The organism is Paraburkholderia sp. EG304 (assembly GCF_046543485.1).
In the GTDB taxonomy this organism is placed as follows: Bacteria; Pseudomonadota; Gammaproteobacteria; order Burkholderiales; family Burkholderiaceae; genus Paraburkholderia; species Paraburkholderia youngii.
Genome location: NZ_JBKGUA010000009.1, coordinates 120,926 through 143,439, shown reverse-complemented (window position 1 = coordinate 143,439; position 22,514 = coordinate 120,926). Strand labels below are relative to the sequence as shown.

Annotated in this window: 16 protein-coding genes and 1 pseudogene; 9 read left to right on the top strand and 8 right to left on the bottom strand. The window is 63.6% G+C overall.

Annotated elements, in window-relative coordinates; genetic code table 11:
- Nucleotides 1-96: 96 nt before the first annotated feature.
- Nucleotides 97-1,218, bottom strand: coding sequence for an L-dopachrome tautomerase-related protein (locus ACLFKU_RS13605; protein WP_410849435.1), 1,122 nt, complete (start codon nucleotides 1,216-1,218; stop codon nucleotides 97-99).
- Nucleotides 1,219-1,739: 521 nt separating this feature from the next.
- Here ACLFKU_RS13605 and ACLFKU_RS13600 point away from each other — a divergent pair.
- A complete protein-coding gene (locus ACLFKU_RS13600; RefSeq protein WP_368582390.1) occupies nucleotides 1,740-2,522 on the top strand; it encodes a hypothetical protein in 783 nt (260 codons plus the stop codon).
- Nucleotides 2,523-2,612: 90 nt separating this feature from the next.
- Here the strand turns inward: ACLFKU_RS13600 and ACLFKU_RS13595 are convergent, their stop codons facing one another.
- A complete protein-coding gene (locus tag ACLFKU_RS13595) occupies nucleotides 2,613-2,999 on the bottom strand; it encodes a BON domain-containing protein (protein ID WP_410849434.1) in 387 nt (128 codons plus the stop codon).
- 289 nt (nucleotides 3,000-3,288) lie between these two features.
- Between ACLFKU_RS13595 and ACLFKU_RS13590 the strand changes: the two genes are divergently transcribed.
- Entirely contained in the window at nucleotides 3,289-3,609 is a 321-nt protein-coding gene (locus ACLFKU_RS13590) for a pyrimidine/purine nucleoside phosphorylase (RefSeq protein WP_008917257.1), read from the top strand.
- Between the two features lie 53 nt (nucleotides 3,610-3,662).
- Here ACLFKU_RS13590 and ACLFKU_RS13585 read toward each other — a convergent pair whose 3' ends face one another.
- Nucleotides 3,663-4,145 carry a type II CAAX prenyl endopeptidase Rce1 family protein gene (locus tag ACLFKU_RS13585; RefSeq protein WP_410849433.1) on the bottom strand — a complete coding sequence of 161 codons (483 nt, stop codon included), beginning with the start codon at nucleotides 4,143-4,145 and terminating at the stop codon, nucleotides 3,663-3,665.
- 29 nt (nucleotides 4,146-4,174) lie between these two features.
- Nucleotides 4,175-4,822 carry a DsbA family oxidoreductase gene (locus ACLFKU_RS13580; RefSeq protein WP_410849432.1) on the bottom strand — a complete coding sequence of 216 codons (648 nt, stop codon included), beginning with the start codon at nucleotides 4,820-4,822 and terminating at the stop codon, nucleotides 4,175-4,177.
- A gap of 210 nt (nucleotides 4,823-5,032) precedes the next feature.
- Between ACLFKU_RS13580 and ACLFKU_RS13575 the strand changes: the two genes are divergently transcribed.
- The 5 genes and pseudogenes from ACLFKU_RS13575 to ACLFKU_RS13555 all read left to right on the top strand — a co-directional run bounded on the left by ACLFKU_RS13575 (nucleotide 5,033) and on the right by ACLFKU_RS13555 (nucleotide 13,678).
- Complete coding sequence (locus ACLFKU_RS13575; protein WP_013092117.1) at nucleotides 5,033-5,761, top strand: 2OG-Fe(II) oxygenase; 729 nt, start codon at nucleotides 5,033-5,035, stop codon at nucleotides 5,759-5,761.
- A gap of 104 nt (nucleotides 5,762-5,865) precedes the next feature.
- Nucleotides 5,866-6,768 carry a LysR family transcriptional regulator gene (locus ACLFKU_RS13570; RefSeq protein WP_368582394.1) on the top strand — a complete coding sequence of 301 codons (903 nt, stop codon included), beginning with the start codon at nucleotides 5,866-5,868 and terminating at the stop codon, nucleotides 6,766-6,768.
- 132 nt (nucleotides 6,769-6,900) lie between these two features.
- Nucleotides 6,901-8,856, top strand: coding sequence for an aconitase family protein (locus tag ACLFKU_RS13565; RefSeq protein ID WP_410849431.1), 1,956 nt, complete (start codon nucleotides 6,901-6,903; stop codon nucleotides 8,854-8,856).
- Between the two features lie 134 nt (nucleotides 8,857-8,990).
- On the top strand, nucleotides 8,991-10,478 hold the full coding sequence (locus ACLFKU_RS13560) for an MFS transporter (RefSeq protein WP_410849430.1): 1,488 nt from the start codon (nucleotides 8,991-8,993) through the stop codon (nucleotides 10,476-10,478).
- A 792-nt stretch (nucleotides 10,479-11,270) separates the two neighbouring features.
- Nucleotides 11,271-13,678, top strand: a pseudogene (locus ACLFKU_RS13555) (heavy metal translocating P-type ATPase).
- 235 nt (nucleotides 13,679-13,913) lie between these two features.
- On the opposite strand, the gene ACLFKU_RS13550 reads toward ACLFKU_RS13555, so the two are convergent.
- From ACLFKU_RS13550 to ACLFKU_RS13535, 4 genes are all read right to left on the bottom strand, one after another.
- Complete coding sequence (locus ACLFKU_RS13550; protein ID WP_368582474.1) at nucleotides 13,914-14,285, bottom strand: BON domain-containing protein; 372 nt, start codon at nucleotides 14,283-14,285, stop codon at nucleotides 13,914-13,916.
- Nucleotides 14,286-14,645: 360 nt separating this feature from the next.
- Nucleotides 14,646-17,015, bottom strand: coding sequence for a DNA polymerase II (locus ACLFKU_RS13545; RefSeq protein WP_410849429.1), 2,370 nt, complete (start codon nucleotides 17,013-17,015; stop codon nucleotides 14,646-14,648).
- Between the two features lie 153 nt (nucleotides 17,016-17,168).
- On the bottom strand, nucleotides 17,169-18,179 hold the full coding sequence (locus ACLFKU_RS13540) for a DUF2891 domain-containing protein (RefSeq protein WP_410849428.1): 1,011 nt from the start codon (nucleotides 18,177-18,179) through the stop codon (nucleotides 17,169-17,171).
- A 164-nt stretch (nucleotides 18,180-18,343) separates the two neighbouring features.
- Nucleotides 18,344-19,261 (bottom strand): LysR family transcriptional regulator, encoded by a 918-nt coding sequence (locus tag ACLFKU_RS13535; protein ID WP_410849427.1) that lies wholly within the window; start codon nucleotides 19,259-19,261, stop codon nucleotides 18,344-18,346.
- A gap of 104 nt (nucleotides 19,262-19,365) precedes the next feature.
- Here ACLFKU_RS13535 and mdlC point away from each other — a divergent pair, with 104 nt between their 5' ends.
- Nucleotides 19,366-21,009 (top strand): benzoylformate decarboxylase, encoded by a 1,644-nt coding sequence (gene mdlC, locus ACLFKU_RS13530; RefSeq protein ID WP_410849426.1) that lies wholly within the window; start codon nucleotides 19,366-19,368, stop codon nucleotides 21,007-21,009.
- Between the two features lie 37 nt (nucleotides 21,010-21,046).
- Complete coding sequence (locus ACLFKU_RS13525; RefSeq protein WP_410849425.1) at nucleotides 21,047-22,498, top strand: aldehyde dehydrogenase; 1,452 nt, start codon at nucleotides 21,047-21,049, stop codon at nucleotides 22,496-22,498.
- Nucleotides 22,499-22,514 lie beyond the last annotated feature (16 nt).

Sequence of the window (22,514 nt, the reverse complement as noted above, 5' to 3'; positions counted from 1 at the left end):
CGGCGCCAGTTGGCGCGTGAATGCACGGCAGGCGCGCTGGCACGCGCCAGCTCCATTTCCTCCACCAGCATTGCGCGTGCCCGGTTTGGCGTCCGCCTACGCTGAGGGAGCGGCGTCGGCGATGATCAGCAATCTCGAAGGCAGCGCGTCCGGATGGCCCGGCTTGAACCAGTTCATCTCGGGAATGCGCGAATCGGTCAGGTAGATCGTGCCGTCCGGCCCCTCGGCGAACGTATCCGGCCAGCGCAGGCCGCGCTCGTGCAGCAGCGTCGTCAAGCTCGTGCCGTCCCATACCTTCACCGCGTGTTCTTCCACCGCGGTGATCAGCAGGCGTCCCGCGCGGTCGATATGCAGCCCGTCGGCGGGGTGATGTTCGAGCACTTTCTCGACGCGCTTGCCGACTTCGTCGGCCGAGAGCGCGGTATCGCGAAGCGCTTCCGTGGGCACGCGATAAAGCGTTTTGCCCTTCAAGGCCTGCCAGTACAGATACAGTCCATCGCGAGTCAGCGCGATGCCGTCGGCCGAGAATTCGACGCCGCGTCCATCGGGACGCCGCAATGGTGCGGCGCCTGCATGCACGGTGACGCTCGGGTCCATCTGCGTCGAAGGATGCCCGTCGAGCACGCGGCGCGCTTGACCGGTGCCGAGATCGACCACCACGATCGCGCCGCGTGTTCCCGAGTCCGTGATATAGGCGAACCGGCCGTCGGGACTGATGCGCAGGTCATTCAGATAACTGCCCTGCGGCGCGATCTCGAGCGTGAACGCAATGCAGCCGACGACGCTATCGGTCGCAAGATCGATGCGGACCAGTTTGGGGGCGCCCGGCACGACGAAGGACTGGGCCGGCGCGCCCGGGTCGAGTACCCACAGGTTGTTTTGCGAATCGCACAGCATGGCCTGCACGCAGACCCAGCGATCCTGGGGGTTCAACTCGTCACGCCTGGCGTTGCGCCAGCCGTTCCAGCGATCGTCGGGGTAAGGGCGAACGTCGCCATCGGGCGTGAGTACGCCGACGGAGATCGGCGCATCTTCTGTCCAGCGCGGGAAGTTGACGAAAATGCGTCCGTCCGCGGCGACGGCTACGCCGGTCACCTGATGCGCGAACGATGCGATCTCGCGCAGATGCAGCCGCGAGCCGTCTTCACCGGCGCTCGATGCAGGCGCGGCGGTCAGCGGAACCCGATCCGCGGCGGGTGGCGTGACGGAGTCTTTCATGGGCTGCCTCCGGAGCAGAGTGGAAATGTCCGTACTCAGCAAAGCGAATGCCGCGTGCAACGATAAAGTAGATCGTAATCCGCGAATCTTTCGGAAGGTATTCAACTTGAATTTGCTGATCGTCCTTTATGCATATTGTTTGAATTTCGCGCGAGCAGAGAACCGCATGTCGCGCAATAGGGAAAGCCGAGTTGTCGCACAGTGCCCGATGCGGGCCGGCGCGCTAAAAGGCCGTGTAGGTGCCACGTCATTCATGGCAAAAATAATTGCTTCGCTACGGCGTGCGGAGTCGCCGTAGCAGGCGGTCCATTTCGGCAACTTTGACTCTCAGGGTTTCTCCTGCCTCGCATTGGGACCCGCCGTGTCAGTCGTGCGCTACACCGCTCATTTGCAAAGAAAAAATAATGCCGGCGTCAAAGGAATGTGCTAGAAAATAACAATTGCACGCGCAGAGAAATAGCCACGCCTGCAAGTAAAAAATTCGGCTTTCAATACATTCTTAATCGGCCGCGAGGTGGATCATGAGAACAAGTGCGCTTTGGGGGCTCGGGGTGACGACGGTCGCTTCGGTGCTAACGCTGCTGTGTTATCCAGCGTGGGCCGACGGACCCGAAGCGGCGTATGCGTCCGGCGACGAAGTGCCGGCCGGCTCGCTTAGTCCGAACGAGTACAAGGTCAATGCGGACGGCATGAAAGAAGATCCGAACGCGAAGATGTCGGACGTGGCCCGCGCATACCGCAACGGCTATATCAATCGCGGCAAGCAGGATCAGGCCGATTACCAGGCAATGATCGACTCGCACAATCACGGTCAGCGGCAACCCGCGAAGACCGACGTCGCGCGGGTCGACGTGCCGCCGCTGCCGCCGGGCGTCCCCGAAGACGACAACTCGAAGTACACGAGCATTCCGCCGCAGCCTCAGAAGCCGCAGCCGGTGCAGTACGCGCAGCGTCAGATGCCGCAAGCGCCGCCGCCGCAACAGCAATATCAGCAGATGTACCAGCAGCCGCAATACGCGCCGCCGCCAATGCAATACCAGCAGGCGCCGGCCTACGCGCAGATGCAACCGGTCTACGACAACCAGCCGGTGTACGTGCGTCAGGACTATCCGCAGCCACCCGTGCAGTACGTGCCGGTTTATCCGCAAGCGCAATACGAAGAAATGCCGCAGGTCGTGGAAACGGTGATTCAACCGGTCGCGCCTGTCGCTTATCAGGTTTATCATCCGCCGGTCTATTGGGCGCAGCCGCGCGTTTATGCGTATCGCGCGCCGCCGGTGTATGGCTACCGTATGTGGCGTTGAGGGATTGCGGCGAACTCTCGCGCATCGATTGAAAGTACTCAGCCCGGCGCATTCGTGCCGGGCTGAGTACTTTCTTTTGTTCGATTTGCGCTAATGGCCGCTCGCTCCTCTCGTGCGCACGTGCAGATGGTTAATCACCTGCCGGACTCCGCGCACCGATCTCGCGACACTGCCCGCGCGTTGCACCTGGGCGCGCTGCGGCACCCAACCGGTCAGCGTGACGACACCACGGCGCGCCTGCACGTGAATCGCCGTTGAATGCAGGTTCGGTGTGCGTGCGAGAGCGCGCCGCACGTCGCGCGCGAGCTCGCTATCGGGTCTGTTGCGAGCCGGCGACGCCGCGATGGACTGGCTTTGCGCGGAAGCATCGTTCGGCATGCCGCCACTAGTCTGTGCATTCGCACAGGTCGCAATGCCGAGCGCAATCGTTACCGCGGCAATTGCGCCCACTATGCTGTTCACGCTGACTTTACTCACATGCCCTCCTGTACCGGGAATTGGCCGTAGATGGGTTCCGGCTAATGCGGTCGTGGTGATGACCGTGCAGTACTCGAGATTCGCCAGCGATATCGCATGGACGTCCCCGGCTCTGTGTCGATATGCTTGAGGCAGACTTTACCGTATTGGCGCCGTCAATAGCCTGTATGATGGCGGGCTCGCGCCCGGACCGGAACGCCGCGCGGGCGGCTTGCGCGGATCGCGCGCCGTCTGCCGCGCCCATCGGGCCGCAACGCATCCATTCACGATGACCCAGAGGAAGACCGCCATGACGGCTGCAACGCAATTCGACCAGGTTTCTGTTGTCAAACGAGCCAATGTGTACTTCGACGGCAAGTGCGTGTCGCACACCGTGCTGTTCGCCGACGGCACGCGCAAGACGCTCGGCGTGATCCTGCCCGGCACGCTGAACTTCGGCACCGACGCGCCGGAGCTGATGGAAGTGCAGGCGGGCAAATGCCGTATCCGTCTCGACGGCAGCGACGAGTGGAAGACCTATGGCGCGGGCGAATCGTTTTCGGTGCCGGGCAAGAGCCGCTTCGATATCGATGTGGTCGAAACGCTCGACTACGTTTGCAGCTATCTATAAGCGGTTTTAAGTTGAGTGCGATGGCTTGGCCAATGGGCCTGAGCCATCCTTGCTCAAATGTGTTGAAGCGACAACACGCAAGCATTCGCGAGTGCATGCGTGAGCCAGGTGCTCAGAACGGGTCGTCCCTTACGCTTCGCTTCGACGATGAATACCGCCGCCAGCACCACCGCGCCCAACAGAATCGACACGACCGCACGATCGACGTAACCGTGCATCAGCGTGAACAACGCAATCGACCCCACCGCGGCAACCCGCCACGACAAACGAAAAACGCCGTTAATTAGCCGTATGGGCAGCCATTGTCCGACGATCGTCTCAAGCAACGGCATCAGAATCACGATAAAGAACAGCTGAACCAGGATCGGCTTATCGGCGAGCGGGATTTTATGCGGCGCCGGGGGTCCCCACAGCGCGTATTGAGCGAATATCAGCGCGATCTGCCCGAAAAACATGATTGCGGCGCCGCCGATTATCAGCCCCCATCGGGGCACCTCGTTCCAGCTTCTTTTTGTTAAAACCGTCAGCGCGAGCAATGTGGGCTCCATTCGCAATTGGCAGGATCTCAGGCCGTCTCTTTTGCCAGAATCTCCTCGATCACCTGCACGAATTGCTCGACCGGCTGGCCGCCCGTCACCAGATAGCGGCGGTTGAAAATGATCGATGGCACCGATTGAATGCCCATTTCCTGATTGTTCTTTTCCGCTTCGCGAACTTCGCTGGCATACGCGTCGCTCGTCAGCACTTCGCGCGCTTCACTGGCGTCCAGTCCGACCGACTGTGCCGCCTCGACCAGCACGTCATGATTGCTCGGATTCTTGCCGTCGGCGTGATACGCGCGCAATAGCGCGAGCTTCAGCGGCAACTGTTGGCCCTTCAGGCCGGCCCAATGGAGCAGGCGGTGCGCGTCGAACGTGTTGTAGGTGCGGGTGCGCGGACCGAAATCGAAGCCGACGCTCGCGCCGCGTTCGCGGATCATCGCTTGCGTTTCGGCGATCTGCGCGGCCGTGCGGCCGTATTTCTTGCCGAGATACTCGACGATGTCTTCGCCGTCCGGTCCCATCTGCGGATTCAGTTCGAACGGATGCACGACGATGCGCGCATCGATCTTGTCCTGCAGCCGCGCGAGCGCGAGCTGCAGCGACGACAGGCCGATCGCGCACCACGGGCAGGCGATGTCGGAAACAAAATCGATGGTGAGCTGCTGTTTCATGGTTGTCCCTGGCGAAATGAAGTGCGACGCGACCGGCAAATGCGGCCGCAACGATACCGACAGCGTAGCGTGAATCGTCCGCCCGTGCAGTGCTGCCGAATTTGACCGCAAGACCCGGAGTGTTTTCCCGCCGCCACGCTCGTACACTAAGCTCATCGACTGTCTATTTTCATGGCGCGGGCAATGAGCCCGGCCGCCCACTCATCGACGATGAACGCAATCGCTCCCACCCAAACCATCGACCAACGCGTCGACGCCCTCGACTGGCCGCGCATCGAACACGATCTGGATCAATACGGCTGCGCCGCCGTGCCGCAACTGTTGACGCCGCGCGAATGCGACGCGCTGAGCGCGCTCTATCCACGCGATGCGCTGTATCGCAGCCGCATCGTAATGGCGCGCCACGGCTTCGGCCGCGGCGAATACAAGTACTTCGCGTATCCGCTGCCGCCGCTCGTCGACGGCTTGCGCGGCGCGCTGTATCCGCACCTCGTGCCGGTCGCGAACCGCTGGAACAGGGCGATGGGCATCGACGTGCGCTATCCGCCGAAGCACGCGGAATTCATTCGGCGCTGCCATGACGCCGGCCAGGTGCGGCCGACGCCGCTTATTCTTCAATACGGCGAGGGCGATTACAACTGCCTGCATCAGGATCTGTACGGCGAACATGTGTTCCCGCTGCAAGTCGCGGTGCTGCTGTCGGAGCCGGGGCGCGACTTCACCGGCGGCGAGTTCGTGATGACCGAACAGCGTCCGCGCATGCAATCGCGCGCCGAAGTCGTGCCGCTCGCGAAGGGCGACGCGGTCGTGTTCACCGTGAACAGCCGGCCGGTGCAGGGCACGCGTGGACCGTATCGCGTGAATCTGCGGCATGGCGTGAGCCGTCTGCGTTCGGGGCATCGGCATACGGTCGGCATCATCTTTCATGATGCGTTGTGAGGTCCGCGGTCGGTACCATGGCGCAACCCTGCGTGCCGTGAGACGATAACGGCCACGATTCCAGCGATCCGCCGCCATTGTCGTCAGACCCGCCGCCTCGTCCCATGGAAAACCTGCTCAAGAAACTCGATCTCACTTCGCTGCGTCTGTTCGTCGCCGTTTGCCAGGAGCGCAATATCGCGCGCGCGGCGGAGCGCGAGTTCATCGCGTCGTCGGCGGTGAGCCGGCGCATCGCCGAGATCGAGGCGATGATCGGCCTGCCGGTGATTCAGCGGCAGTCGCGCGGCATTACCGTGACGCCGGTCGGCGAAACCGTGCTGCGCTACGCGCTCGCGATCATCGGCAATATCGAGCAGATGAGCGCGGAGTTGTCGCGCTTTTCGACGGGCGTCAAAGGGCGCGTGCGGGTGGTCGCGAATCTGTCGTCGATCGTGCAGTTTCTGCCTGAAGACGTGGCCGCGTTCGGCCGCGCTTTCCCGGATGTATCGATCGAGCTTGAAGAAGAAAACAGCGCGGACGTGCTGCGTATCGTCGACGAACACGGCGCGGACTTCGGCATCTGCAATCCGGTCGCGGGAAGCGAGGCGTTCGAGCAGGTGCCGTACCGGCAGGACCGGCTCGCGGTGCTGGTGCCGGGCGGGCATCGGCTCGCCAGCGCGGCACGGGTGAGCTTCGACGATCTGTTGCACGACAGCTTCGTCGGCCTGCGCAGCGAAAGCGCGCTCACGCGTCTGCTCGCGCAGCAGGCGGCGAGCGCGGGCCGGCAACTCGACGTGCGGATGCGCGTGAGCAGTCTCGATGCACTGTGCCGGATGGTGCATGCGGGGCTGGGCATCGCGATCGTGCCCGAGCCAGTCGGCCTGCTCTACGTGAACACGCTCGACGTGCGGCTGCTGCCGCTTGCCGATGCGTGGGCGGAGCGCCATCTGATCATCATCTTCAAGGCGCGCGAGCAGTTGAGCGCGAGCGCGGCCGCGCTGGTGTCGTTCCTCGGCAATCAGCCTTAGACAGTCCGTCACACGCACGCCGCGACGCGGCTCCGAAATCGAGCATTCGCGAAACGAGACGGCAGAGTTGCCGCACCGGCACTTCGGCATCGGCCTTGCGCGCCGTATAGTGGGCGCAAGGAGAACGCAGTGATGAGCGATACGATTCGTTTGGACGGCCGCGTGCTGTACCTGTCGCAAGACCCGGCCGTGATCGAGGCGCAACTGGCCGGCGAAAACTTCACGCGCGAGACGGCGGGGCCGTTGCGCGACAACGTGTCGACCGACGAGATCACGCCGGTCACCGTGATGCTCACCTACGACGAGCGCCTCGGCCAGTATCCGTACGTCGGCTTCAAGGCGGGCGAATGTCTGCCGATCGGCCGCAATGCGGTGAAGGACGGCGGCTTTCGCGTGACCGTGGCGGGCAAGCGCTACGGCAAGGGCTCATCGCGAGAATCGAGCCCGCTCGCGGAATTGTCGGCGGGCATCCGGCTGATCGTTGCAGAGAGCTTCGAGCGCATCTATCAGCAGAACTGCGACAACATCGGCATTCTGACCACGACGGATTTTTCCGTGCTCGATTGTCTGCTCGCGGGTGAAGCGGTGCCGATCGACGAGTTTCTGAAAGGCCGCGACGCGCTCACCCAGCAGATCATCCGCAGCGGCGGGTTGCTCGCGTATAGCAAGTTCGCGGACTGGCCCGCGCCCCGAGAGCGCACGAGCGTTGCCCCGAACGACGCGCCGGGCGCTGAGCCGAAAACGCTGGTCGAGAAAATCATCGACCGTCATCTGCATCCCGGCACCGCGAGCGCGCAGCGCGGCGACGGCGTGTTCATCGCCGCCGACTGGCGCTTCGGCCACGACTATTTCACCGGCATGTGCGCGCATCTAATGCATCGCGCGTTCGGCAAGCCTGCGCCGCTGCATGCGCCCGATCACATCATCGCTTTCCAGGACCATCTGGTGCTCGCGCCCCAAAGCATCCCGCACGTGCGCGACGGTCTGCTGCTGGGCGTCGCGAATCTGATGGAAGGCCATACATCGTTTTCGCGCGACTACCCGGTGCGCTCGCACGGCGCGCTCGATGGCGTGCCCGGCTCCGAGGGCATCTGTCATGCGTTGATGGCCGAGCAATACGCGCTGCCGGGGCAGGTTGCGTGCGGCACCGATTCGCATACGCCGCATTCGGGCGCGCTCGGCTGCCTCGCGTTCGGTGCGGGCGCGACCGAAATCGCCAATAGCTGGGTCACGGGCTACGTGCGCTGCAAGGTGCCGGAGACGCTGCGCATCGAGATCGACGGCCGGTTGCGCGACGGCGTGACCGCGAAAGACGTCGTGCTGCATCTGTTGCGGATGGAAGCGATCCGCTCGGGCGGCGCGATCGGCCTCGTGTTCGAATACGGCGGCGCGGCGGTCCGCGCGATGTCGATCGACGAACGCGCGACGCTGACCAACATGGTCGCGGAGCTCGGCGGTTTCACCGGCATCGTCGAGCCGGACGAGCGTACGGTCGCGTTCCTGAAGGAGCGGCGCGGCGTCGATTTCGTGCTGGAAGGCTGGATGAAAAGCGATGCGGGCGCGACCTATCGCGACACGATTCATATCGATGCGAACGCGATCGAACCGATGCTCGCGCGGCCGGGCGATCCCGGCAACGGCGTGGCGGCGCCGCGGCTCGAACAGGACGTCGCGATCGATATCGCGTACGGCGGTTCGTGCACCGCGGGCAAGCGCGAGGACTTCGATTTCTATCATGAGGTGCTGCGCTGGGGCGTCGAGCACGGCTTGCGCGTGCCCGAGCGCACGCGTCTGTATCTGCAATTCGGCACGATGGCGGTGCGCGCGTATTGCGAGGAGCAGGGCTATCTGCCGGTGTTCGAGCGCGCGGGCGTGACGCTCGTGATGCCTGGCTGCGGCTCGTGTGCGAACTGCGGACCGGGACAATCGGCCAACCCGGACGAGGTGACGATCAGCGCGATCAACCGCAATTTCCCTGGCCGTTCGGGGCCGGGCGACGTGTGGCTCGCGAGCCCGTACACGGTCGCGGCGAGCGCGCTGGCCGGGAAAATCACCACGTTCGAACAATTGCAGCGCGCGCACGGCTAGAATGCTGGCCGAACTCAGGCCGGGGCAACGTGGCGCGTGCGACGCGCGACCAAACGCAAGGCCGGCATCGGACTGGCCGCGGCGAGCGATCAGCGCCGCCGTAAAAGCAGTCGCAACAGAAGGAGACAGACAACATGGCATCCCCCGATCACGCGGAGTCCGTCGCGCGCAGCGGCGGCAACGCGGCGCATTCCACCGACGCGGCCGGCAGCGCCCGCAGCACTGCCGCTCAGGCGGCGGGCCATGCAGCGCTCGACGCCGGCAGCATTTCGGCACGCCTCGACCGCTTGCCCGCCACGCGCTCCATCTGGAGGCTCGTGGTGCTGCTGAGCCTCGGCTTCTTCTTCGAACTCTACGATCTGCTGTATTCCGGCTATGTCGCGCCGGGCCTCGTGAAAAGCGGTCTGCTGACCGCGACCACGCGCGGCCTGTTCGGCTCGACCGGCGTCGCGAGTTTCATCGCCGCGCTGTTCAGCGGCCTGTTTATCGGCACGATTGCGTGCGGTTTCCTCGCGGATCGCTTCGGGCGGCGCGCGGTATTCACGTGGTCGCTGCTTTGGTATACCGCGGCGAACGTGGTGATGGCGTTCCAGGAGACCGCGACGGGCCTCAATTTCTGGCGCTTCATCGCAGGTGTCGGCATCGGCGTCGAGCTGGTGACGATCGGCACTTACATCTCCGAGCTGGTGCCCAAGCAGATTCGTGGCCGCGCGTTCGCGTGCGAGCAGGCGGTCGGTTTCACGGCGGTGCCGGTGGTCGCGTTTCTGTCGTTTCTGCTGGTGCCGCGAACGCCGTTCGGTCTGGACGGCTGGCGTTGGGTCGTGCTGATCGGCGCGCACGGCGCGCTATTCGTCTGGTGGATTCGCCGCGCGCTGCCGGAAAGCCCGCGTTGGCTCGCGCAGCAAGGACGTCTCGCCGAAGCCGACCGTGTGATGACCGCGCTCGAGGCGAAGGTACGCCACGAATACGGCCGCGAGTTGCCACCGCCGGCGCCGCCGGTGGCGGTCGCACCGCGCGGCAGCTTCCGCGACATGTGGGTGCCGCCGTATCGCAGCCGCACGCTGATGATGACGATCTTCAATGTCTTCCAGACGGTCGGTTTCTATGGCTTCGCGAACTGGGTGCCGACGCTGCTGATCAAGCAGGGCATCACGATCACGACGAGCCTGATGTATTCGAGCGTGATCGCGTTGGCTGCGCCGATCGGTCCGATCATCGGGCTGTTTATCGGCGATCGCTTCGAGCGCAAGACGGTGATCGTCGTGATGGCCGGCGTCAATATCGTGTGCGGGTTGTGGTTCAGTCAGGCATCGGGTGCGGTGCTGCTGGTGAGCTTGGGGGTGTGCCTGACACTGGCCGGCAACATCATTTCGTATAGTTATCACGCGTACCAGACCGAACTGTTTCCGACCAGCATCCGCGCTCGCGCGGTCGGCTTCGTCTACTCGTGGAGCCGCTTTTCAGCGATTTTCACGGCCTTTCTGATTGCGGCCGTGTTGCGCTACTTCGGCACGACTGGCGTGTTCGTGTTCATCGCCGGTGCGATGTTCATCGTGATGCTGGCGATCGGTTTGATGGGGCCGCGTACAAAAGGGCTTGAGCTCGAAAAAATCTCGAGATAGAAGGGCGATGGTATTTGTACATCATCGACCCGGAGGTCGGTTAAAAATGGAGGCGAGCCGACAGACAGATGATTAGCACGATCCGGCTGGCACTCTGAAAAAATCAGCCGACATGGTATGTAGTGAAACGGAAGTACTAGACCTTTCACTTTGAAAGATCTATAAAAAGAACGTGTAGAAGCAATCGGAGTTCCATGAGCGAATCCGGCTCTTTTCCGCTCGGATAAATCTCCCATCCCAATACGTCTATTGCCTTCGGGTAGCGGTCTGCCAGAACGATGTCGCACGCTTGTCTAAAGGAGACCGCGACGCAGGTGAAACAGTGAGGAGATGGAAGACCATGAAGAACAAGAGCAATGCCGGGAAGTCGATCGCGTTGGTGGTAGGCAGCCTCGTTTGAGTATCGTCCGCATTGGCCCGGACGCTTCCGAAAAGCGGCGTCGTCGAAGCGACCTACACGGCGGCAGGTTCAGATGTGAGGGACATCAGCGTTACCGGCGACGACGCTGTCTACCTGTTCGAATCGACGCTATTGCTAGCTAACAATCCTGTTTCGCCGTAATGCAGAACGTCACCGCGCGCTGTGCAGAGGTCGGCTTGAGCGGGGCGACTGCTACCGGTTACTGCGTATACGCGGAGAAGGACGGCGATAAGTTCATTGAGTCATTTACATATCAGGTTGGTGAGACAAAAGGAAAGAGTACGCTTGGGCCCGGTACTGGGAAATATTCTCACCTCCTTGCTGACCGCTGGAATTAGCGGCGGTGCGACGAAAGAAGTGGAGGATTGAAAATGAGCGACCAGGGTAGTAAGGACGCGGACTCCCACCAATGTTCCCATGATCACCACACGAATCCGGACGCTTCTGCGCCTGAAGGCCATGCCGGGCACGAGCACGATAATGTCCATGCGACTCCCACCACGGCCGCGCCATTGAAGGATCCGGTGTGCGGCATGACGATTACAGGAGCATCGCAATTCCATAGCGAACACGATGGAGTCCAGTACTTCTTTTGCAGTGAGTCGTGCCGGAGGAAGTTTCAGGCTGAGCCTCAGAAGTACGTTGCGCCCGCACCCGTGAAAGTGGCAGCCGCCCCAGAAGGCACCATTTACACGTGCCCGATGCACCCCGAAATTCGCCAGGACCACCCGGGCAATTGCCCAAAATGCGGCATGGCTCTGGAGCCCGTCATTCCAGGGTTGGACGAGCAAGAGAATCCTGAGTTCGTTGACTTCCGCCATCGCTTCTGGTGGACGCTGCCACTGACGGCTGTGGTGTTCTTTTTGGCCATGTTTGGGCATCTCTTCGGCTGGATGAAAGCGTCTACCCAGAGTTGGGTGGAATGGGTTCTCTCCACTCCCGTTGTCCTCTGGGCTGGTCTGCCGTTCCTTCAACGCTGCGTGCAGTCATTCATCAATCGCAGCCCCAACATGTGGACGTTGATTGGTTTGGGCACGGGCGCTGCCTATCTCTACAGCGTCATCGCAACGGTTGCGCCTGATGTCTTTCCGGCAACCTTCACGGCCCACGGCCGAATCGGGGTGTACTTCGAAGCTGCGGCGGTCATCATCTCGTTGACGCTGGTCGGACAGCTACTGGAATTGAGAGCGCGCTCGCAGACTTCGGCTGCTATCAAATCGCTGCTCGGCCTTGCACCGAAGACCGCCCGGCGTATCAACCAGGACGGCAGCGAGGAAGATGTGCCACTCGTCCACGTACATGTTGGCGACCTGCTTCGAGTCCGGCCTGGCGAAAAGGTGCCGGTCGACGGCCTTGTGACCGAAGGTTCGAGCGCGCTGGATGAGTCGATGATTACCGGCGAGCCGATTCCAGTGACCAGGCGTGTTGGCGACCACGTGATCGGCGCCACGATGAACACCTCGGGGAGCCTCGTCATCAAATCGGAGAAAGTCGGCTCTCAAACGGTTTTGTCCCAAATCGTTCAGATGGTCGCTCAGGCACAACGCTCCAGGGCACCGATGCAGAGGATGGCCGACAAGGTAGCGGGAGTCTTTGTTCTGGCGGTGATTGGTATTTCACTACTCACCTTCTTCGCCTGGGCTTCTTCGGCCCTCAGCCGAGCTGGGTGTATGGTCTTGTCAACGCGGTGGCGGTCCTCATCATTGCTCGTCCGTGCGCACTTGGCCTTGCAACCCCAATGTCCATCATGGTGGCGAGTGGCAAAGGTGCATCGAACGGTGTGCTGTTTCGTGATGCTGCGGCGATCGAGCATCTGCGCAAAGTCGATACGCTAATCGTTGACAAGACTGGCACCCTGACAGAGGGGAGACCGACGTTCGAGCGCGGTATCGGGACAAACGGTTTCGCGGAAGACGAAGTGCTCCGGTTGGCGGCAAGCCTGGACCAGGGCAGCGAGCATCCTCTTGCGGCAACTATCGTCGAGGCGGCTCGTCGGCGAGGTCTTGCACTCGAGAAGGCGGAGCAGTTCGAGTCCGGAAGCGGCATTGGGGTGCGAGGCATTGTTGGAGGCAGGAAACTCGCACTCGGCAACACGGCATTAATGCAAGCGGAGGGGATTGCGACGGCCGCTCTGGCCAGCGATGGTGACGCGTTACGCGCCGAGGGCGCCAGCGTGATGTACCTGGCCGTTGACGGAGAGCTCGCAGGGATTCTCGCGTTATCGGATCCAGTGAAGGCGACTACGCCGGAAGCGGTTGCCAGGCTCAAGGAAGAAGGCATCCACGTCGTGATGGCTACAGGCGACGGCGTTGCGACGGCGAAGGCCGTGGCCCCCAAACTGGGCATCGAGGAATTCCATGGGGAGGTAAAGCCGGCCGATAAGCTGGCTTTGGTGTCGAAACTCCAACAGGACGGCAAGGTCGTCGCGATGGCCGGCGACGGAATCAATGATGCGCCGGCACTCGCCAAGGCCGATGTGGGCATTGCGATGGGAACAGGTACGGATGTCGCGATGAGCAGCGCTCAGGTTACTCTGGTAAAGGGCGATTTGCGCGGCATTGCCCGCGCCAGGAGATTGTCCGAGGCAACCATCCGGAACATGAAGCAAAACCTCGGCTTTGCGTTCGTCTACAACGCGTTGGGCGTTCCCCTGGCCGCGGGGGTGCTGTACGCCCCGACGGGCATGCTGCTGTCGCCCATGGTTGCCGCACTAGCGATGAGCCTCAGCTCCGCATCGGTGGTCGCAAACGCATTGCGCCTCAGGAAGGTGGAGATTTGATGCTTCATCCGCCTAAGACAAAGCTTGTTGCGCCGCAACACCGTAAAGTCCGGACGGCGATGCCGCCCATTGTTGACAGGGGCTAAAGACGAAAGGGCTGGAACTCGAGCAAATATCGACATGGCGACGCCCGGCTTTTGAGCCGGGCCGCCGCCATGTGCCGCGTTGGCTTATACGATCGATGGAATGCGCAGTCAGACCGTCGGTCTACTGCAAGGTGCGGTCCAGGGCCGCTTCAGGTCCCGACCGGACGGATCGACAGCGCGTTCTTGACCGAAGTTACGCCGGGTACCCCTTTTGCCACCTCGGTTGCCCGATCGCTCTGTGCCTGAAGCGGTACGCTGCCCTGAAGCGTCACAGCACCGTCGCGGGCGCGAACCGTAATATTGGACGTCGAGATGCTCCTATCTCTCACCAGCGCATTTCGAACCTGACGTTGTAGCGCCCGGTTCGCTGCTTTCATCGACTTGTAATGCGAGCGGGCTTCGGGCGTCGTGGTCGGGGCAGACTCAGGCGCGTTAGCGTTGCTCGCCTGCGCAAAGGCGTGAATCGAACCCGAAATCAGAAGGGCGGTACTGACCAGTCTGACGGCGTGGATTGCTTTCATGCATCTTCTCCTGTCGTTGCAGATCGTTGGGCTACAGACTCAGATATATCGCACCGCGGCCCCGCAATGTTTCCGGGGCGGATCAAATGGCACTATAGGACAATAAAGGGTTAGGTCAAGAAACAATGCAAATCCGGCCAATTGCGCGGACAAGCGACGATTTAGAATACTTCAAATTATGCTGGCGCTCTAATTCCGCTGATAGGATTGCAAATCAAAACCAGGGATTAGTTTTTTTCCGCCTTTAATCATGGATTGCCAATGCCTGATTGACATATTTGGCCATCGACGATGCTGAGACGCCGTCCATGGTGAAGTAGGCAATTCGTCCATGGTCGCAGCCCGTGCTCGCGGCCGCGATCAGAACAACTGTTGCTGCCCCGACATCAGCGTCGTGAAATCGTCGCGCAGCAACGGCAGAATCGCGTCGGCGACCGGCTGTAATTGCCGTGTCACATAGTGCTCGTAGTCGATCGCCGAGCGCAGCGTTTCGAGCGGCTCGGGGCCGGCCACCGTAATCACGTAGCTGATCCAGCCGCCGTTCTGATATTGCAGCGGACGTCCCTGCTGGCGATTGAACTCATCGGCGACGCGTGCCGCGCGCACATGCGGCGGCACGTTGCGCTCGTAGGCGTCGATCGGTCTGCGCAACTGCTTGCGATAAACGAGCTGATCGTCGAGCCGGCCCGCGAGCGTATCGCGCACGTAGTCGCGCACGTAATCCTGATACGGCTGCTGCTTGAAGATGCGCCGATACAGTTCCTGCTGAAACTGCTGCGCAAGCGGCGTCCAATCGGTGCGCACGGTTTCGAGACCTTTGTAGACCACGTCCTCGCGCCCGTCAGGCAATACCGTAAGGCCTGCGTAGCGTTTCTTGCTGCCTTCCTCGGCACCGCGCACCGTCGGCATGAAAAAGCGCCGGTAGTGCCGCTCGAATTGCAGTTCCAACGCACTGTCGATACCGAAGCGCGCCTGCAGCTTCTGCCGCCACGCTGCATTGATATGTTCGACCAGCGCGCGGCCGATGCGCGCGGCCTCTTCCTCGTCGTGCGCGTGCCTGAGCCAGACGAAGGTCGAGTCGGTGTCGCCGTAGATCACTTCGTAGCCTTGCGCATCGATCAGCTCGCGCGTCGTGTGCATGATCTCGTGGCCGCGCATCGTGATCGACGACGCCAGCCGCGGATCGAAGAAGCGGCAGCCGGTCGAGCCGAGCACGCCATAGAACGCGTTCATGATGATCTTCAGCGCCTGCGACAGCGGCTTGTTGTGCTCGCGCTTGGCGGCTTCGCGTGCCTGCCAGACCTGCGCGACGATCGACGGCAAGCAGTGACGGGTGCGTGAGAAGCGCGCGCCGAGAAAGCCCGGCACCGAGTGCGCGTCGTCGGGATGCAGCATGCCTTCGACGAGGCCGAGCGGGTCGATCAGAAACGTGCGAATGATCGACGGGTACAGGCTCTTGTAGTCGAGCACGAGCACCGAATCGTAGAGGCCGGGCCGCGAATCCATCACGAAGCCGCCGGGGCTTGCCGCGCCGGCCACGTCGCCGAGATTCGGCGCGACATAGCCTTGCCGATGCATGCGCGGCATGTACAGATGCGTGAATGCCGCGACCGAGCCGCCGCTGCGATCGGCGGGCAGGCCGGTCACGGTCGCGCGTTCGAGCAGGAACGGCAGCAGCTCGGTCTTCGCGAAGATGCGCGTGACGAGCTCGCAGTCCTTCAGGTTGTAGCGCGCGAGCGCGGGCTTGTCTTCGTCGAAGCGGCGTTGGATTTCGTCCATGCGCTGATACGGATTGTCGATCGCCTTGCCTTCGCCCAGCACCGAACGCGACACGTATTCGAGGCTGAACGACGGAAAGCTCCACGTCGCCGAACGCAATGCCTCGATGCCGTCGATGACCCAACGGCCCGCCACGCCCGCGAAAAAGTGATTGCGCGTGACGCCGTGTTCGCGCCACTCCATCACCGCGCCGCCGCGGCCGATGCGCAGCGGCACGCGATACTGCTCGGCATGCTGTTGCAGCACCTTCAGATCGAACTGCACCAGGTTCCAGCCGATGATCGCATCGGGATCGTGCCGCTCCATCCACTCGATCAGTTTTTCGAGCAGTTGCGCGCGCGTTTCGCAGTATTCGAGCTTGAAGTCGAGCGCGTCGGCAGCGTTGCCGTTCGGCGGCCCGAGCATATACACCTGCCGCTCGCCGCAGCCTTCGAGCGCGATCGAATAAAGCTCGGCATGCGCGCTCGTTTCGATGTCGAGCGATACGAGCTTCAACGGCGGACGATATCCGTTGGCCGGTTTGAGCTCGCCATCGAGCGAGGGTCCATGGTTCTGCGGCACGCCGCTGAACCACACCGGCGCGGTGATGAAGCGCTCCATCATGTAGCGCTCGGGGGGCTGGATATCGGCTTCGTAGACATCGACGCCGCCTTCTCGGAGGCGCTTCTCGAAGCCCTTCAATTGCCGGTATTGCGCACAGTAAAGCCCGCTGACCGGCCGATGCTGGAAGTCGTGCAATTCGAGCGGACGCAGATCGAGCGGCCCGTCGCGGCGCAGGATCGTTTCGGCGCGTTCGCGATGTTCGGCCGGAATGAAGGCAACCGACGGCTGAGGGCGCAGACGGATGTGGCGCGGCCCGCTGTCCGTCGCCAGCCAGAACTCGATTTCCGTGCCGGCGGGGGTGTCCCGCCAATGCCGGGTCAAAATGAAACCCTGCTCGAACTCAGTCAAACTTCCACCTTTTAAGCGGCGCAATTGCCTTGCGCGATTTTACCGCCGCGGGCAGTGACTTTGAGCGGGCAAAGAAAAGGGCGCTTCGCATTGAAGCGCCCCAACCAGCACGGCTTTGTTTGTTCGAAGCCGGTTCAGTTCGCTCCCGGTCGCTCAGGCTTCGAGCGCCAGCGTCGCGAACGTGGCGAGCCAGTGCTCGCCCATGTAGTCGCCGGCCACATGCGGCAGCGCGCAGCGCAGATGCCGCTCGGCCGCGTCGAACAGCACGGTGCGACGCACGTCGCCTGCGGGCAGTGCACGCGCGAGCGCACGCTGGCACCACGCGCGGCTCAGATTGAGGCCGTCCAGATGCGCAATCTTGCCGTCGCTGCGATCGGTAACGGTGACGGGCTCGAACAGCGTCGCCGGCTTTTTCGCGCCGAGATCCGGCAGGAAGCGTCCGAACCAGTCGGCGAACTGCGCGGATGGCAACACGCGCCGCATCAGCTCCGCTTCCATCAGCGACGGCGACAGGAACTCGTCGCCGGCCGGCTCCCACGCCTGACACGCGACGTCGTCCAGATACCAGCGCTCGGCGGTGCTGACGATCAGCGCTTCGAGCGATTCGCGCGAGGTATGCCGCGCGAAATCGAGTGTCAGTGCGAGTGCGAACGCCATGTTGAAGTGCGTGCCGACGCGCAGCGGATAGGTCGCTTTAGGCAGGAACTCCTCGAAACGTTCGACGAAGGTCTCGGTGAGCGGCGCGAACGTCTTCGACCAGCGCGCGGCTTCGGAGATTTTCATCGACTGCAGCTGCGCGCTGAGCGCGAGCAGCCACGCCCAGCCATACGGCCGCTCGAAGCCGCGGTTGTGCGGCAGGTCCAGATACGCGAGTTCGCCGGCGACCTTCGCCTCGGTGAAATGCTGATCGACCACCGCGACGATGCGCGCGGCCTCGGGCAGATCGGGGAAGCGTTCGAGCAGATGCAGGATCAACCAGTAGCCGTGCACACACGAATGCCAGTCGTAGCTCCCGTAGAAGATCGGATGCAAGGCGCGCGGCCCCTGCACGTCTTGCGGCCCTGCGAGCGAGTGCGTGAGTTTGTTCGGGTATTCGCGCGTGAGATGAGCGAGCGCGACATTGGCGAATTTCGACGCGAATTCGCGGGTGAGCTGGGTGGTCATCGACGGCTCCTCGGAAGCGGGATACGAACATGTACAACAGTATGGTGTTGGCGATCAGCAATAGTAAAGCGGTCGGCTATTGCGCCTCGATCACGCCGATCGCACCGAGTATCGCCGGGTTGCAGTTGAACTGATGCACGATCGGCGGCGCGTGCCCGAAGCGCTCAGCCCGTGTTGATTCCCTCCGACGTCAACTGCCGCAACTGCTCCAGCAGCTTGACCGCCGGACTCGGCAGGATGCCCTGGCGCCGCCGGAACGCGGTCAACGTGCGCCGCCCGACCACACCCGGCACGCCGAGCGTATCGAACACGCCGGCCTTGCTCTCGGTCACGTACATCGTCGACGCCATCCAGCTCAGAAAGCCCGAACGCGCGACCAGACTCTTCAGCGCCGTGACCGAGCGCGTTTCGACGACGACGTTCGGCAGACCCAGCCCGCGCTCGGCAAACACGCTCTGCATGTGCTCGAACGGCCCGGTGCCGCGCGGCGGAATCGCCCAGCGCTCGCCCAGGGTGTCGGCGAGCGTGAGGTCGGGCTTGCCGCGCAGCGGATGATCGAGCGCGGCGACCACGTAGCTCGCATCTTCCCAGCGGCAATCGGCGATCGCGGTGATCTCGTCGGTGTCGGGCACGGCCATGCTGAGCGCGAGATCGATCTGACGTTTGACGAGCGCATCGGCGAGCCGGTCCCACACCCCCTCGATGATCTCAACGCGCAGGTTCGGCCACTTCGTCAACACGCCGCTGACCGCGAGCGGCAACAACAGGCTCGCGATGCTGCCCACCGCGCCGACGCGGATCGTGCCGCGTGCGAGGCCGCGCATCGCGTCGATTTCCTCGCGCGCCTGTTCGGCTTCGCGTTGCAACAGGATCGCGTGCGGCAGCAGTGCTTCGCCGACCGCGGTCAGATGCATGCCGCGCGAGTGCCGCTCGAACAGCGGCGCGCCGACCTGTTCCTCGAGACGGCGGATGGTCCGGCTCAGCGCCGGCTGTGTGATGTGCAGCGCTTCGGCGGCGCGTCCGAGGCTGCCGCTCTCGACGATCACTGCGAACGCCTGCAGTTGTTGAAGGTTGTAAGTCATGCCGAAAGGTAATGCCTTTTAGCGAATTAGGCAATTTTCGGTTACCCCAGTGGCCGTGATAATGGCCTGTCGATTTTTCGCGCTCATCACACAGGAGACCTCGCATGACAGGCAGCGCGCCGCAGCACAAGCCAGCACACACAAAAGAGCAGGGTAGCCAATGGACCGTACGCGACGCGGTCATCGACTTCGCGCGCCGCGTCGGCATGACGTCGATCTTCGCGAACCCCGGCTCGACCGAGCTGCCGATGTTCCGCGATTTCCCCGCGGATTTCCGCTATGTGCTCGGTCTTCAGGAAGCGGTCGTGGTCGGCATGGCCGACGGCTACGCGCAGGCCACCGGCAACGCGGCGCTCGTGAACCTGCATTCGGCGGCGGGCGTCGGCAACGCGATGGGCAATATCTTCACCGCGTTTCGCAACCGCACGCCGCTCGTCGTCACCGCGGGTCAGCAGGCCCGCTCGATCCTGCCGTTCGATCCGTTCCTCGCCGCGACCCAGGCGACCGAATTGCCGAAGCCCTACGTGAAATGGAGCAAAGAGCCGGCCCGCGCGCAGGACGTGCCGCTCGCGATCGCGCGCGCGTACGCGATCGCGATGCAGGAGCCGCGCGGCCCGGTGTTCGTATCGATCCCCGCCGACGACTGGGATCAGCCGGCCGAGCGGGTGGCCGATCGCGAGGTCGCGCACATCATGCGTCCCGATCCGGCGATGCTGGAGCGCATCGGCGCGGTGCTCGATGCGTGCGAGCGGCCCGCATTCGTGGTCGGCGGCGCGGTCGATCGCGCGGGTGCGGCGGCGGAAGTCGTCCGGCTCGCGGAGCGGCATGCCGCGCGCGTCTACGTCGCACCGATGACCGGGCGTTGCAGCTTCCCCGAAACGCATCGGCTGTTCGCGGGCTTTTTGCCGGCGATGCGCGAGCGCATCGTCGAGATGCTCGGCGCGCACGACGCGATCTTCGTGATCGGCGCGCCCGCCTTCACGTATCACGTCGAAGGCAGCGGTCCGCATGTGCCGCCGGGCTCGCGGCTGTGCCAGTTGATCGACGATCCGGGCGTCGCGGCATGGACGCCGCAAGGCATCGCCGCGGTCGGCAACATGCGGCTCGGTGTGCAGGACCTGCTTGCGCGCGCCGCGCCCAGAGCGCGCGAGTTGCCCGCGCCGCGCGCCGTGGCGCCGCGTGCGCTGCCGCCGGCGCCAGGCGCGCGGATGTCGGTCGCATTCGCGTTGCAAACACTCGCCGAAGTGCGCGATCCCGATGGCATCGTCGTCGAGGAAGCGCCGAGCTCGCGCCCCGTCATGCAGACCTATCTGCCGATCGCGCGCCCCGGCACTTTCATGACGATGGACAGCGGCGGCCTCGGCTACGGCATGCCTGCGGCGGTCGGCGTCGCGCTCGCGCGGCCGGGCGAGCGCGTGATCGCGCTGATCGGCGACGGTTCGAGCATGTACTCGATCCAGGCGATCTGGAGCGCGGCGCAGATGCAGTTGCCGATCACGTACGTGATCCTGAACAACACGCGCTATGCGGCGCTGCAGGATTTCGCGCCGGTGTTCGGCTTCGCGCCGAACGAGACCGTGCAGGGCACGGATCTGCCGGGGCTCGACTTCGTGACGATCGCGGCGGGCATGGGATGCCCTGGCGTGCGCGTCAGCGAGGCGGCTGAGCTTGCTGGCGTGTTGCGTCGCGCGTTGACCGACGCTGACGGGAAAAGCGGTCCCACGCTCGTCGAGGCGATCGTCGCGTAACGGCATTTCCGATTCACGAAAAGAAGAGAGTCCTACGATGGAAAACGTATCGATGCTGATCGGCGGCGAGCAGTTACAGGCGCGCAACGGCGCGACCTTCGAGCGCCGCAATCCGCTCGACGGCGAAGTCGCGTCGCGCGCGCCGGCCGCAACCGTCGAAGATGCCGTCGCCGCCGTCGATGCGGCCGCTGCCGCCTTGCCGGTGTGGTCCGCGCTCGGGCCGAGCGAGCGCCGCGCGCTGCTGACGAAGGCCGCGCACGCGCTCGAAGCGAAGGCCGACGCGTTCGCCGCCGCAATGGCCGCCGAGACCGGCGCATCGGGCATCTGGGCCGGCTTCAACGTGCATCTCGCGGCGGCCGGGCTGATCGAAGCGGCTGCGCTGACTACGCAGATCGCGGGCGAACTGATTCCGTCCGACGTCCCGGGCAGTCTCGCGATGGGCGTGCGCCAGCCCGCGGGCGTCGTGCTCGGCATCGCGCCGTGGAACGCGCCGGTGATTCTGGCGGTGCGCGCGATCGCGCTGCCGCTCGCATGCGGCAACACGGTCGTGCTGAAGGGCTCGGAGATCTGCCCGGCGACACATGGCCTGATCATCGAGGCGATGCAGCAGGCGGGTCTGCCGCGCGGCACCGTGAACTTCGTGACCAATGCGCCCGCCGACGCCGCACGCATCGTCGACGCGATGATCGAACACCCGGCCGTGCGGCGCGTGAACTTCACGGGCTCGACGCGCGTGGGCCGCCTGATCGCCGAAACCTGCGCGCGCAATCTGAAGCCCTCGGTGCTCGAACTCGGCGGCAAGGCGCCGCTCGTCGTGCTCGACGACGCCGATATCGGCGCTGCCGTCGATGCGGCCGTGTTCGGCGCGTTCGCCAATTCCGGGCAAATCTGCATGTCGACCGAGCGGATCATCGTCGACGACAGCATCGCCGATGCGTTTGTCGAACGGCTCGCCGCGCGTGCGCGCGCGTTGCCGCTCGGCGATCCGCGCGAGAGGCCGGTCGTGCTCGGCTCGGTGGTCGACATGAGCACCGTCGAGCGCTGCAATGCGCTGATCGACGACGCGCTCGCCAAAGGCGCGACGCTCGTGTGCGGCGGCAAGAGCGAAACCACGTTGATGCCCGCGACGCTGCTCGATCGCGTGACGCCGGACATGCGCATCTATCACGACGAATCGTTCGGCCCGGTCAAGCCGATCGTGCGCGTGCGCGGCGAAGAAGCCGCGATAGCGTGCGCGAACGACAACGAGTACGGCCTGTCGGCGGCGGTGTTCAGCCGTGACACGGCGCGCGCGCTGAACGTCGCGAAGCGCATCGAGTCGGGCATTTGTCACGTGAACGGTCCGACCGTGCACGACGAAGCGCAGATGCCGTTCGGCGGCGTGAAGGCGAGTGGCTTCGGCCGCTTCGGCGGCAAGGCGGGGATCGCGGAGTTCACCGATCTGCGCTGGGTCACGCTGCAAACGACGCCGCGTCACTATCCGTTCTAACGGACGACACCAAAAA